Below are 13,944 nucleotides of genomic sequence, written 5' to 3'. Positions count from 1 at the left end.
CGTTCGCCAGCTAATCCCCTGGTCAGTTTGCCACGGAATCACATGGTCCATTTCCCCGGAATATACAGCAGAGTTATTGGAAACTAATTTCTCCTCACTGGATATTTTACAAGTCAGGAAAGAAGTAGAACTGCTTAGAAGCCTTAAGCCGAACCTGAACAGGTATGTATACCACACCAGTCTTAATTTTTCAAAAGACGAAATTTTAGATAATGAAACATTGGTGAAAATTGCCAACGATTATTTAAAGACGCAGGGATTTATCAATAATCAATATATGATCTTTCGCCACCACGATTCTGATCATCCCCATATTCATCTTTTGGTCAACCGGATCGGCTTTGATGGTAGTGTGGTGTCTGACAGTAACAACTACAAGAAAAGCGAAGCGGTTATCCGCAAACTGGAAAAGCAGTACAACTTGGTATCTGTTGAACCGAGCAGCAATGTCCCAAGGAAGGCCCCAACAAAGGACGAGATAGAAATGATCGCAAGAACCGGCAAGGCATCTGAAAGAATGGTATTGCAGGAATTGATGAACAGTTTATTGAACCAACGGGATTTAACCTTACCCGATATGATCTACCAGGGCGAAAAAATCGGAATCAATTTTCTTTTCAATCAGGCAACTACCGGCAAGGTTTCAGGCATCAGTTATTTTCACAACGGTTTCAAAGCGAAAGGCCAGGCTTTAGGCAATAGGTATAAATGGGCAGAACTCATTAAAGTAATCAACTATGAACAAGTTAGAGACAGCGCAGCAATTAGCGAGGCAAACAGCCGGACAACAGCAAAATACGGAGATCAAACCTCCGCAGGAACATACACCGCCGCCGAAGAACAACCCAGATCAGGAACTGGCCTGGTTTCTCCAAACGCTGGAGCAGGTGTATCAGAACACAGCCCAGCTGAAAAAGAAAATGGCGATAATGGAGGAAGGCCATTGGAAACAGATCAGGATGCTGATCTACTGGCTGGTAATACCGCTGACCATTGCGATAGTTGGTTTAGCGATAATAGTGGTATTCAAATAAGTGACGACGAGGATGATGTTAAATACCGAAGGAGGAAAAGAGGCAGGTAGTAAGTAATAGCCGCCTTAAACTGGCATTGCCTAGGGCCCCGGCTTTAAGCTGTATCTTCTGCGAAGGATGCCGCTGCAATCCGTAATGCGAAAAAATCTATTAAATTTGACACATCGAAAAGGGCGATTCTTTGCCCGATTGTGATAAGGTTTAGGTTGAAGCCTCCAAACAGCGAGTGTAAGGAGGCTTTATTTTTGCCATAAAAACGGAGCACCTAATCAGGTACTCTTCGTAATTAAATATTAGAAAATAGGTGAATTACTTATTTTTCAATAATTCAATCTTCTCACGTTCGCTGGCTAAAAGCCGCTCATATAGCTTTTTGTTTTCCTCAACAACTTCCATTAATTTCTCAATAGGATTAAAAGTACATTGGTAATTCATATAATTCGCTGGACCAAAATTCGATGCTCCATGATTCGACCCCTCATAATTATTTTGGATATTATAAATTACTGCTTCGTCGCTGTAGTTTTTTATAGCTTCCGCAGATACGCCAAGTACTTTGGCTATCTTATCTAATGCACTATCTTCTACCTCCGCACTCTGCTCAATTTTAGAAATCGCTTGTTGGCTGATACCCAATTCAGCCGCAAGTGCTTCCTGCTTCATACCTCGTAGTTCGCGAATGCGACTTATTTTCCTGCCAATATGTAAAGTAGTTTCTGCCATAGCTAAATGTATTAATAAATGTAAATGTACAAAACAAGAGTGCCATTGTAAAATACAAAGCAAATTGGTTCGGTACGGAAGCTTCGTGTATTTATTTTGAATACCTGCCAATGCCGACAGGTGAAAAAGATATTTTATGCAGGCTGAAGAATTTAACCACTGGGATTTCTACCCCCTTAACCTAACACCCGAGCAGGTTATAAACCCGCTAAGCGTCATCACTACCTTTTTTGATCACGATAGTTTACCGGGCCATTTAGAAACGTTGCAAAATTGGTGTTTCTCTGTATTGAAGCCGGACTTTTTCCGTGATGAGAAAGGTAGCCCGTCGGGACTGCTTTACTTTCACAAGCTTACGCTTTGCCTGGTGGAAGCGGCGAGTCTTATTAAAGACCTGCCCGACAAACCTAATGTAACGGTAACAGCAAATGACCTATCGTATGAACAAAGGGAATGGAGTTATTATCCAGTATCGCTGAACAAAGAACAACAGCTCAACCCTTATTTGCAGTTGGAAGATTTTTTTAATCACTATAACCTGCCGCAATATCGTGCAATGCTTTACGACTGGTTGGAGCATGGACTATCCAGACAGCCTGCCCGAGAGTTTATAGAGCCGTTAGACTTGCTTACGGTACAAGAAAACCTGCAAAAACTATTCGGCGCATCGTGGTTTATTTTTCAGCGTTTATCTCATAAGCCATCACTCAAAAGCGATCTCCATGTTAGCAGGGTGCCTTTTTCGCTTTCCGCTAATCTTTCACAAGCGGAACGGGAGGCTCATTTTGTTACATTATACTCGCTGGACGGCAACTTGCGTGACAAACAAGCAGCACTGATGAGCAGCCTTATATCCATCATCATTCATAAAGTTAGTTCGGTACAGGCAATACTCTATTTGGGGGCTGCACCTAATGATAAACTTTATTTGCTTGTGTTAACAGATAACGAGGAACAACGATTAGCACAAAGCCTTGCAGGCATGATAGAAGACAGTTGCAGGGAAACAGCAAACGTAGTAGCCTTGGTACATCACGCATCTGCTCTGTTTACAGCCTTAAAGCGTGGTAACCTGTTTTTTAATACTGCTTTGAGCCGCCCGGCTGTTTATTTATCAGGGGAGTTGTTAATGCCTGTCGCCCTTCCATTATCTGCTGTTCAACATACAGCATCATCCTCACAATGGAAACACTGGTGTAATTTGGCAAATGACTTTCACAACGGTGCCGGGTTTCATTTAAAACAAGAAGCATATAACGCCGCGCTCTTTTGCCTGCACCAGTGTGCGGAATGCGTATTAGTTGCTTTAATACGGGCGGTATTGAACTATGATATCAATAATCATAACCTGTCGAGGCTGCTTACGATTACTGAAATGTTTACGGCTGATCTTAACAAAGTTTTTGGTCTCGACAATGCACATAACCTGGCGTTGTTTAACGAGCTTAAACAGGCTTATGTGAACGTAAGGTATAAAGACGGGTACGAAGCTGAAAAGCACAGTGTAAAAGTCTTATCAGACACAGTGAAGCAGTTGTTGAATGTAGCTGAAAAGGTTTATGAGCAACACTTACTTAGAGGTAGTTTGTAATTGGTCTTTGGGGATAAGCAGCTGCGGCAAGCGGCTCATTACATCACGCGTATACACGCTATATTCATTCGCCGTCAGCCTCGCTGCGGAGACAGGAGTAACTCGTACCTCCTTACACCTACACACCCGAAAGCTGACTGAAAAGAATAGAAATAAGCTAACACTGTATGAATTATTTTTACAGTGACATTCACTAAAAGCTGTGCTGATAACTTATTAGTTTGTCTGATAAGATCAACCAATCACAATACCTATCGTTGCATTACACCGCACGCACAAAATTAGCCCAGCCCCAAAATCGTAAAGGGCATGTAAATGGCGATTGTTCCTTTGGGTTGTTTGCGCCACCCTTGACAATTTAGCGGCTTAGCACTCCCGGTTGTTTAAGCGGAGCAATGGCTACTTGTGTGAAAGGGTCTTAATCAATGTTTATTAATCGGTAGTACCGAAAAGCTTGTCAAAAGTAAATATCTGCTTTGCTCAATATTGCGGCTTAACGCCGCGTGATGTGTAAGAGCCCGCTCAAAAATAAATCTGTTACAACAAAAGATACGATCAAAGCCCTCCAAAAGGACGGCATTGAAATATCCGAAAAAGAAGCCGAAAAAATTTTGGATTTCTTGTATTTTTTAGCTAAATTAACTGTAAATCAATACGTTAATAACAAGCTGGATAAGTGAAGTCTTAGCTGGCTTTAAACTTACTAATTATGAATTCTGCCTATCTATACGTGCGTGTCAGCACCGATGAACAAAAAAGAAAGGGTTACTCATTACCTGAACAGGAAGACCGCCTATTGCGCTACTGTGAACAAAATAACATTGAGGTTAAGGGAATTTTCAGGGAAGACTATTCTGCTAAGAATTTCAATCGGCCGGAATGGACAAAAATGTTAACTATAGTTAAGGCAAGGAAGAAAAAAGACCAGGAAAATATCCTATTTATCAAATGGGACCGTTTCAGCAGAAATATTGAGTTCGCTTATCAGATGATAGGAATTTTACGTGGCATAAACGTTCAGGCGATGGCCATTGACCAGCCGATTGACTTTAAGATACCTGAAAGCACAGTTATGCTGGCTGTGTATCTTGCGGTTCCTGAATCCGAAAATACAAGGCGTGCACTCAACACGCTTACGGGTATGCGCAGGGCAAGGAAAGCTGGGCGCTGTGTCTCAACCGCTCCCAAAGGATATATCAATCTTTCACACGCCGACGGCAGGAAATATATCGCACCAAAGCAACCGGAAGCGAGTATAATGCAATGGGTTTTTAAAGAATTGGCAACTGGCACGCATAATGCAGAACAAGTAAGGAAAATGGCCAAGACACAAGGATTGGCATGCGAACGGAACAATTTCTGGAAAATCATTAGAAATCCTATTTACTGTGGCATAATCGTTGTGCCTCCTTACGAAGATGAAGAGATACAATTCGTAAAGGCACAGCACGAGCCAATTATTACAGAGGCTTTATTTTACGAAGTACAAGACGTTTTAAACGGCAATAAAAAGAAACCTACAACCAAGTTCGTCTCAAGTGAAATGTTGCCTCTAAGAGGCTTTTTAGAATGCCCAGACTGCCATAGGATGCTTACCGGGAGTGCATCAAGAGGCCGGCATGGAAACTATTTTCACTATTACCATTGCGCAGGCAGTTGCAAATGCAGGTTCAAAGCAGCAACGGTAAACGAGTATTTTGAAAATGAGCTTTTAAATTTTAAACTATCACCTGCTATTGCCGATCACTTTAAAGCAATCGTAGTAGATGTTTTTAAGGCAGAACGTGCGGGCGGTTCAAACGAACGTTTGGTATTGGCAGAACAAATTGATCAACAAGAGAAAATTCTTTCTAATGCGCGTAGACGCTTTATGACAGAGGATATTGATGCCGAAGACTTCAAGGCGATAAAGGGAGAATGCACGGCTTTATTAAGGGTGTTAGAAGCTAAGCTTGCAGATATGCCGAGTAATGGAGATAGCTTAAAAACGGTTGAAGGCTTACTTGATATCGTGATACAGAAGTATTCAGACATACATGTACACTATAAATCTGCCGGTATAATTGAAAAGAGAAAATTGATTGGTTCGATATACCCTAAAAATCTGTGTTTTGATGGAATTGGATATCGAACCCCGCATTTAAACACAGCACTTGGACTTATATTGCAGATTAACAGTCAGTTAAGTTGCATAAAAAAAGGGGAAAGATACACTAACTTGCATCTTTCCCCTTTGGTAGCCCGTAGGGGAATCGAACCCCTGTTTCTAGAATGAAAATCTAACGTCCTAACCCCTAGACGAACGGGCCATTTTAGAGTGATAAACCCGATATTTCAGATTTATTTCCCCTTATTTTGGGATTGCAAAGATATACGTTTCCCGATAAATTAAAAATATTTTTTCACAAAAATTTTTAGAAAGGTTTTTCGACCCCGCGCGACTATTAATTATTAGCACATCAATTCAGAATATGGCAAACAAAAAACCTGTTTGGCTATTTATAAATCCAATACTTATAAAGTACCTTTATATAAACACTTAGCCTTATGAAAGCCGTTTGGAACAACCAGATCATCGCAGAAAGCAATGACACCATTGTAGTTGAAAACAATCATTATTTCCCTAAAGACAGCGTAAAGCCCGAATTTTTGAGGGAATGCAGTACCCACACCACCTGCCCCTGGAAAGGCATTGCCTCTTATTACACTATTGAGGTGGATGGGCAACAAAACAAAGATGCGGCCTGGTATTACCCCAAGCCAAAATTGGCAGCCGCCAATATCACCAATTACATAGCCTTTTGGAAAGGTGTTAAAATAACCCAATAATGAAACAATACGATTGTATAGTAATAGGATCTGGCCAGGCGGGGATGCCGCTGGCAAAAAAACTGGCTATTACCGGTAAAAAAACGCTGCTTGTAGAGAAGCGCTTCATCGGCGGCACTTGTGTTAACGATGGCTGTACGCCTACCAAAACCATGGTTGCCAGCGCGCGCGTAGCGTATCTGGCAGGTAAATGCAACGAGATGGGCGTAACTATAAAAGGTTACAAGGTTGACATGCGCCAGGTTAAAAAACATAAGGACGATATCGTTATGAAATCGCGCAACGGCGGGCAAGCGGCGGTAGAGAAAACCCCAAACCTTGATCTGCTTTTTGGCAACGCTACCTTTATCGATAAAAAAACCATCAGTGTAACGCCTAATAAAAAAGGCAAAGCGCAGGAGTTTAAAGCCCCTCTGGTGTTTATCAATACCGGTGCTAAAACCATCATTCCCGATGATATTGAGGGACTGGATGAAATAGATTACCTGACATCAACCACTATCCTCGACCTGGAGAAAGTGCCCGAGCATTTGCTCATTATTGGGGGTAACTACATAGGGCTGGAATTTGGGCAGATGTTTCGCAGGTTTGGCAGCAAGGTTACCATTCTGGAAAAATCGGGCAGGTTATTATCCCGCGAGGATGAGGACATCTCTGCCGAGATCACTAAGATCCTCGAAGAGGAAGACATTACCATTCATGCCAACGCCAAAACCACCAAATTTAAAACAAAGGGCAAAGGCAAAATTACCGCTACGGTAAGCGTGGGCGGCAAAGATCAAAAGATCAAATGCAGCCATGTGCTCATCGCTATCGGTCGCGCGCCGCAAACGGATACGCTTGGCCTGGATAAAACCGGCGTTAAGATGGACGATAAAGGCAATATCAAGGTAAATAGCAAGCTGGAAACCAATGTTAAAGGCATTTATGCCCTTGGCGATGTTAAGGGCGGCCCGGCATTTACCCATATCTCCTATAACGATTACACTATTGTCTATCGTAACCTCATCGAAAAACAAAACCTGAATATTAACGATAGGCCAGTACCCTATTGTATGTTTACCGACCCCGAACTGGGCCGCGTAGGCATTACCGAAGCGCAGGCTAAAGAGCAAGGGCTGGATTATAAAATAGCAACCCTGCCCATGGCGCACGTTGCCCGCGCTATTGAGACCGGAGACACCCGTGGCATGATGAAGGCTGTGGTTGATGCTAAAACCAAAAAGATCTTAGGCGTAGCGGTAGTAGGTGCCGAAGGCGGCGAGATCATGAGCGTACTGCAAATGGCTATGGAAGGTGGCATCACTTACGACAGGATCAGGTATTGTGTGTTCGCGCACCCCACCTATTCGGAGTCGCTGAATAATTTATTCATGACTTTAGATGAATAACGCCCGATGATAAAAGTTGAGCATCTTGTAAAAACCTTCGGCACAACACACGCGGTTGATGATATTTCCTTTGAGGTGAACGAGGGTGAGAACATGGTGCTTTTGGGTACCAGCGGCTCCGGCAAAACCACTACGCTAAAAATGCTTAACCGGTTGGTAGAACCCGACAGCGGGACAATTGCTATCGACGGCAAAAATATCCTCGACCAACCTGCCGAGATCTTACGGCGTAGCATTGGGTACGTGCTGCAAAACAACGGCCTATTCCCGCATTACACCGTTGCTGAAAACATTGCCATTGTGCCCAACCTGCTTAAATGGGATAAAGCTAAAACGCAAAAGCGGATTGAGGAACTATTGGAAAAACTCCACCTCGATAAAAATTATTTAAACGTTTACCCCAACGAACTAAGCGGTGGCCAGCAGCAGCGTATTGGCCTGGCAAGGGCTTTGGTGGCCGACCCGCCCGTGTTGCTAATGGACGAGCCTTTCGGCGCCTTAGATAACGTTACCCGTTCAAAAATTCATGGCGAATTTTTAGCATTGGACGAACTGAAACGCAAAACCATTATTATGGTAACCCACGATGTGCAGGAAGCCTTTGAACTGGCCGACCGCATTGCCTTGATGGATAAAGGTAAAATTATACAGATAGGCTCACCGGCCAATCTGTTGTTTAACCCGGTTAACGATTTTGTGCGCAATTTCCTGAAAGAGCAGCACCTGCAGCTGGAGTTTAAAACCATTAAACTAAGCGATATTTGGGAGCACCTGCCGGAGAGCGGTAAAAAAATAAACACCTCGCTAATCCCGGCATCATCCGGCGTTTGGGAGGCTTTAGAGAACTTTAAATTTTACCCACGGGAAAACATTAACGTGCTAAACCAGCAAAATAAAGAAGTAAGACCCATAACGTTCGAGCAGTTGATGGCCGCGTTTTCAAAATATAAAAATCATCAATCCCATGAATGAGCATCAGCAAACTTTATGGGAATTTATGCAGCAACAGGCCGATAAGCTTGGCGTGCAAACCATGCAGCATATCGGGCTAACGTTTATATCGCTGTTCATAGCTGTGTTAGTGGGGCTGCCCTTAGGTATTTACATCACCCGTAAAAAACAACTGTCGGGCATTGTGCTGGGCATCGCGGGCATCCTGCAAACCATCCCGAGTATTGCCCTGCTTGGTTTTATGATCCCGGTTTTAGGCATCGGCGCTAAGCCTGCTATTGTGGCACTACTGCTTTATGCTTTGCTGCCCATCATCCGCAATACCTACACCGGCATTACCGGGGTTGATGCGGTCGTCAAAGAAGCCGCTGTTGCCATGGGTATGAGCAAGTGGCAGGTATTGTTTAAAGTAGAATTACCATTAGCTATGCCGGTGATATTAGCGGGCATTCGTACAGCCACGGTTATCAACGTAGGTGTGGCAACACTTGCATCCTACATCGCAGCAGGCGGCTTGGGCGAGTTCATTTTCGGCGGCATCTCGCTTAACAATACCAACATGATATTGGCGGGGGCTATCCCGGCGGCCATGCTGGCTATTTTGTTTGATTTCCTGCTGTCGCGATTGCAAAAGCTGAATTTTAAAAAGATAAAGGGCGCGGTGAAGGTTGCACCTGTGATACTGGTATTGTTATCGTGCCTGTACTTTATCCCATCTGCCTACGGCAGTAAGTTAACCGCGGGTTTCACCCCCGAGTTTATGGGGCGACAGGATGGTAACCTGGGCCTCATCAGCAAGTATGGGCTAAAGATCCACACCATTGTGATAAACGATGCCGTAATGTACAAGGCCGCGCAGGAAAAGGAACTGGACGTGATAAGCGGCTACAGTACGGACGGACGCCTGAAAGCTTACGATCTGGTGGTTTTGGATGATGATAAAAAGATCTTCCCGCCATATTACGCCGCGTCTATTGTAAGGGAAGATGCGCTGCGCAAATTTCCTGAACTGGAAAAAACGCTGAACCTGCTGGCCGGCACAATTACTGACTCGGTAATGACGGATTTAAATTACAGGACTGACTACCTTCACCAAACGCCGGAGCGGGTGGCTAAAGATTTTCTGGTTTCAAAAAAACTGTACAGACCCGAGCGTGGCGGCAACGAAGGTACGGTGCGCATAGGCTCAAAAATTTTTGGTGAGCAATATATTTTAGCCAGCATGTACACCATGCTGATTAAAGGTTATACGAATTACAACGTAGCTACCAAAACAGGCTTGGGCGGAACCAAAATAGTTTTTGACGCCATGACGAACGACCAGATAGACTTTTACCCGGAGTATACCGGCACGGGTTTATTGGCTATTCTACAGGCGTCGCCCCAAACGGTTACCCGGCTGCAGGTGAGTAAGGATAGTACCTACAACTACGTGCAGCAGGAATTTGCGAAGCGCTACCATATAAAATGGCTAAAACCAATTGGGTTTAATAATGCGTATGCATTAATGATGCGCCAAAAGCAGGCAAATGAGCTGCACATTAAAACAATATCAGACCTTAAGGGGTATTTGGAAAGGAAGTAATTATGATTGATTTAGCCGACTGTTACAAAAAAGTTCGCCAGCGTACCGACGACATTTGCGAACCCCTGCAAACCGAAGATTATGTGGTACAACCAGTGGTGGATGTTAGCCCCCCTAAATGGCATATCGGGCACACCACCTGGTTTTTCGAAACTTTTATCCTGAAACCCTACTTTGCCGAATACCAGGAGTTTGACCCTAACTACAATTACGTTTTTAACAGCTATTACGAAACCGTGGGCAACCGCGTTATCCGCACAGATCGTGGTAATTTAAGTCGCCCTACGGTGATAGACATTAAGCGCTACCGAAAGTATGTGGATGATGCCATGTACAACTTTTTGGCCTGTGGCGATGTAAGTGATGATGTGAGAGAATTACTGATCCTTGGTTTTAACCATGAGGAGCAACACCAGGAATTGTTACTGACCGATATAAAATTTATATTGGGTAATAACCCGCTGTTCCCGGCGTACTCGCATGGTTACGTTTCGCCAAAGTCAGAGAAAACAGGCGCGCCGTTTATCAAATTAGAAGAAGGCGTTTACGAGATAGGTTTTGAGGGCGAAGGTTTCTCATTTGACAATGAACTAAACCGCCACAAGGTGTACCTGAATGCATTTGAGATAAGTCCGGACCTGGTAACCAATGCCGAATATTTAGAATTTATAAATGATGGCGGCTATCACGATTTCCGCCACTGGCATGCCGCCGGCTGGGATTGGGTAAATACCAATAAAGCGGATTCCCCAATGTACTGGCATAGCATCGATGGCGAATGGCACAACTACACCTACAATGGTTTAGAGAAGCTAAACCTGCACGAGCCCGCGCGCCACATTAGTTATTATGAGGCGTACGCTTACGCCTCATGGAAAGGTATGCGTTTGCCCACCGAATTTGAGTGGGAAGCCGCGGCAACCCAATTTAAATGGGGCAAGTGCTGGGAATGGACAGAAAGCGCCTACCTGCCTTACCCTGGTTTTGCGAAAGCACCGGGCGCCATTGGCGAATACAATGGTAAATTTATGGTAGGGCAAAAAGTGCTGCGCGGGGCATCAGAAGTAACCTCGCCAAACCATAGCCGCATTACATATCGTAATTTCTTCCAGCCGGAGTTGCGCTGGCAATTTACTGGCATCCGTCTTGCTAAGTAAGCTCACAATACAACAATATGGAATACACCAATACAGCAATACAACAAACTACAGCAAATACACCAACCGACGACCGTTTTTTACAGGACGTTGTGGCTGGTTTAACCTCCACTCCAAAGCATCTGGAGTCGAAATATTTTTATGATGCCCCGGGCGATAAGATTTTCCAGGAACTTATGAACTGCGAAGAATACTATCCCACCAATTGCGAAATGGAGATCTTTACCTCGCAAACGGCAGAAATTTGTAAAGCGATAATTGCCGATGGAGATGCCTTCGACCTGATAGAGCTTGGTGCCGGTGATGCCACAAAATCTACCCAGTTACTAAAATACCTGATAGACAACGAAGCCGATTTTACTTATTTGCCGATAGATATATCAGATAATGTGATCTCGTACCTCAATATTACGTTACCCGTAACCCTGCCCGGCATCAAAATAGAAGGCCTTAACGGCGAGTATTTTGACATGCTTAAAAAGGCGGCGGCCATTTCAGATAAGCGCAAAGTGGTAATGTTCCTTGGATCGAACATCGGTAACATGCAGGTAGCCGATGCAGAAGCTTTTTGCAAGGAGTTGCGCAACAATTTGTCAGCGGGTGATATGGTGCTGATTGGTGTCGACCTCAAGAAAAACCCCGCGACTGTTTTGGCTGCCTATAACGATAGCGAAGGCATTACTAAACGTTTTAACATCAATTTGCTGGAGCGCATTAACCGCGAGCTTGGCGGCGATTTTAACACCCGCCAGTTTGACCACTACGCCATGTACGACCCGGAAACCGGTTCATGCAAAAGTTACCTCATTAGTCTCGCCGACCAGAATGTGAAGATCGGTCAGGAAACCATATCGTTCCAAAAGGATGAATACATCTACATGGAGATCTCGCAAAAATATGCGGTGGAGCAGGTGAATGAGATGGCCGGCAAGTCGGGCTTTAAACCATTTGATCAATTTTTTGATAGCAAAAAATGGTTTGTGGATGCGGTTTGGATAGCGGATTAAAAAATAGATTTTTCGGGCTACTTAGCTGTCGAAAAATGGTGATTCAAGGCCGTTTTTTGGTGAAAAAAATGCGCGGATTTTGCGTTTAAAATTGCCTGTTGCACCTATTGTTATTAAGCCTATATTTATTAAAAATATTTAGCCTAATGACAGCATCATCAATTGTAGCCTACCTGGTTGTATTCTTTATCATCATTGTAGTGCTCTCCTCGTTTGTTACCGTAAAGCAGGGTACCATAGCGGTAGTCACCATATTTGGTAAATATCGCCGCATTCTTACGCCGGGACTGAGCTTTAAAATCCCATTGGTAGAGCAGATCTACTCCAAAATATCTATCCAAAACCGCTCTGTAGAGCTTGAATTTCAGGCAGTTACATTTGATCAGGCCAACGTGTATTTCAAGGCTATGCTGCTATACTCGGTGCTAGATCAGCAGGAAGAAAGCATCAAAAATGTAGCCTTCAAATTTGTGGATGAGCGTAACCTGATGCAAGCGCTGATCCGTACTGTAGAAGGTTCTATCCGTGCATTTGTGGCTACAAAACGCCAAAGCGAGGTGTTGATATTGCGCCGCGATATTGTGGAACATGTTAAAGAACAGTTAGATACCATACTGGAAGGCTGGGGCTACCACCTGCAGGATCTTCAACTGAACGATATTACGTTCGACGACATCATCATGAAATCGATGAGCCAGGTGGTGGCATCAAATAACCTGAAAGCCGCCGCCGAGAACGAAGGCCAGGCTTTACTGATCACCAAAACCAAAGCCGCTGAGGCTGAGGGTAATGCCATCAAAATTTCTGCCGAGGCCGAGCGCCAGGCGGCACAATTACGCGGGCAAGGTATAGCCCTGTTCCGTGAGGAGGTGGCCAAGGGTATGACGGTTGCCGCCAAAGAGATGAAGGAAGCCAATATGGATACCTCTGTAATCCTCTTCACCATGTGGACGGAATCTATCAAACATTTCGCCGAAAACTCTAACGGTAACGTTATTTTCCTGGATGGCTCAACCGAGGGTATGCAGCATACCATGAAAGAAATGATGGCTTTAAACCTTTTGCAGTCAGATAAAGTCAAAAAATAAAGTTTTACTTTACCATTGGCATAAATGATATTCAACTATTTACGCACTTTTTGCGCCATTGCTTTGCTGTGTTTTGCATCCAATCCGGCTTCGACGCAACCTCATAGGCTGCTAACTGTCAACGATTTCCAGGGGGCTCCCCTGCCAAATGGCAGGGGAGTTATCGCCTACACCAATTGCACTATCGATTTTAAATACCAGAGCAGTCGCGGCGATGGCAATTACATCCTACACGCCAATGTAAGGCTGTCTATGAATAACTATAAATCGTGGATAGACCGCTCGAGGATAAACAGTAATGAGCAATTACAGGAAATATTAAAACACGAACAGGGCCATTACACCATCGCCTATTTAGAGCAACAGGAAGTATTGAGGGCGATAGAGCGCACCCGTTTTACGGCAAACTACCAGTACGAGGCCATGAATATCTTTAACCGAATTGATGCCAAGTATAAACAGCTTAATAGTAACTACGACGAGGACACACAGCATATGGTAGATAAACAGCAGCAATGCAGCTGGGATATTTATTTTGCCAAGCGTCTGCAATTTATGCCGCAGGAAAATGCAAGCTTATAAGCTGAA

Annotated in this window: 12 protein-coding genes and 1 tRNA gene; 11 read left to right on the top strand and 2 right to left on the bottom strand. The window is 44.1% G+C overall.

Going from position 1 to position 13,944, the window contains the following annotated elements; all coding sequences use genetic code 11:
- Positions 1 to 76: 76 nt before the first annotated feature.
- Positions 77 to 1,084, top strand: a complete 1,008-nt coding sequence (locus RHM67_RS00745) for a relaxase/mobilization nuclease domain-containing protein (RefSeq protein WP_322229614.1) — start codon at positions 77 to 79, stop codon at positions 1,082 to 1,084.
- Positions 1,085 to 1,343: 259 nt separating this feature from the next.
- Here RHM67_RS00745 and RHM67_RS00740 read toward each other — a convergent pair whose 3' ends face one another.
- The gene (locus RHM67_RS00740) at positions 1,344 to 1,757 is read right to left on the bottom strand and encodes a helix-turn-helix transcriptional regulator (protein WP_322229613.1); all 414 of its coding nucleotides are present in this window, start codon (positions 1,755 to 1,757) and stop codon (positions 1,344 to 1,346) included.
- Between the two features lie 136 nt (positions 1,758 to 1,893).
- On the opposite strand from RHM67_RS00740, the gene RHM67_RS00735 reads away from it, so the two are divergent.
- Together RHM67_RS00735 and RHM67_RS00730 are read left to right on the top strand one after the other, a co-directional pair.
- The gene (locus tag RHM67_RS00735; RefSeq protein WP_322229611.1) at positions 1,894 to 3,348 is read left to right on the top strand and encodes a HEPN domain-containing protein; all 1,455 of its coding nucleotides are present in this window, start codon (positions 1,894 to 1,896) and stop codon (positions 3,346 to 3,348) included.
- Positions 3,349 to 4,057: 709 nt separating this feature from the next.
- Positions 4,058 to 5,623 (top strand): recombinase family protein, encoded by a 1,566-nt coding sequence (locus tag RHM67_RS00730; protein WP_322232161.1) that lies wholly within the window; start codon positions 4,058 to 4,060, stop codon positions 5,621 to 5,623.
- On the opposite strand, the gene RHM67_RS00725 is transcribed toward RHM67_RS00730, so the two are convergent.
- A tRNA-Glu gene (locus RHM67_RS00725) sits at positions 5,583 to 5,657 on the bottom strand. The two genes, RHM67_RS00730 and RHM67_RS00725, sit on opposite strands and share 41 nt — an antisense overlap.
- 238 nt (positions 5,658 to 5,895) lie before the next feature.
- On the opposite strand from RHM67_RS00725, the gene RHM67_RS00720 reads away from it, so the two are divergent.
- The 8 genes from RHM67_RS00720 to RHM67_RS00685 all read left to right on the top strand — a co-directional run bounded on the left by RHM67_RS00720 (position 5,896) and on the right by RHM67_RS00685 (position 13,938).
- A complete protein-coding gene (locus tag RHM67_RS00720; RefSeq protein WP_322229610.1) occupies positions 5,896 to 6,177 on the top strand; it encodes a DUF427 domain-containing protein in 282 nt (93 codons plus the stop codon).
- Positions 6,177 to 7,568: a mercuric reductase gene (locus RHM67_RS00715; protein WP_322229609.1), complete on the top strand. Its 1,392-nt coding sequence runs from the start codon at positions 6,177 to 6,179 to the stop codon at positions 7,566 to 7,568. Before RHM67_RS00720 ends, RHM67_RS00715 begins: the two co-directional genes overlap by 1 nt.
- Before the next feature lie 6 nt (positions 7,569 to 7,574).
- Positions 7,575 to 8,540 (top strand): ABC transporter ATP-binding protein, encoded by a 966-nt coding sequence (locus RHM67_RS00710; protein ID WP_322229607.1) that lies wholly within the window; start codon positions 7,575 to 7,577, stop codon positions 8,538 to 8,540.
- Complete coding sequence (locus RHM67_RS00705; RefSeq protein WP_322229605.1) at positions 8,533 to 10,104, top strand: ABC transporter permease/substrate-binding protein; 1,572 nt, start codon at positions 8,533 to 8,535, stop codon at positions 10,102 to 10,104. Before RHM67_RS00710 ends, RHM67_RS00705 begins: the two co-directional genes overlap by 8 nt.
- 2 nt (positions 10,105 to 10,106) lie before the next feature.
- The gene (gene egtB / locus RHM67_RS00700) at positions 10,107 to 11,261 is read left to right on the top strand and encodes an ergothioneine biosynthesis protein EgtB (RefSeq protein ID WP_322229604.1); all 1,155 of its coding nucleotides are present in this window, start codon (positions 10,107 to 10,109) and stop codon (positions 11,259 to 11,261) included.
- Positions 11,262 to 11,278: 17 nt separating this feature from the next.
- Positions 11,279 to 12,268, top strand: a complete 990-nt coding sequence (egtD, locus tag RHM67_RS00695; protein ID WP_322229603.1) for an L-histidine N(alpha)-methyltransferase — start codon at positions 11,279 to 11,281, stop codon at positions 12,266 to 12,268.
- Between the two features lie 146 nt (positions 12,269 to 12,414).
- A complete protein-coding gene (locus RHM67_RS00690; RefSeq protein WP_322229601.1) occupies positions 12,415 to 13,356 on the top strand; it encodes an SPFH domain-containing protein in 942 nt (313 codons plus the stop codon).
- Positions 13,357 to 13,380: 24 nt separating this feature from the next.
- On the top strand, positions 13,381 to 13,938 hold the full coding sequence (locus RHM67_RS00685; RefSeq protein WP_322229599.1) for a DUF922 domain-containing protein: 558 nt from the start codon (positions 13,381 to 13,383) through the stop codon (positions 13,936 to 13,938).
- Positions 13,939 to 13,944: the final 6 nt, after the last annotated feature.

Source organism: Mucilaginibacter sp. 5C4 (assembly GCF_034345625.1).
GTDB lineage: Bacteria > Bacteroidota > Bacteroidia > Sphingobacteriales > Sphingobacteriaceae > Mucilaginibacter > Mucilaginibacter aurantiaciroseus.
This window is presented reverse-complemented; position numbering and strand designations above follow the sequence as displayed.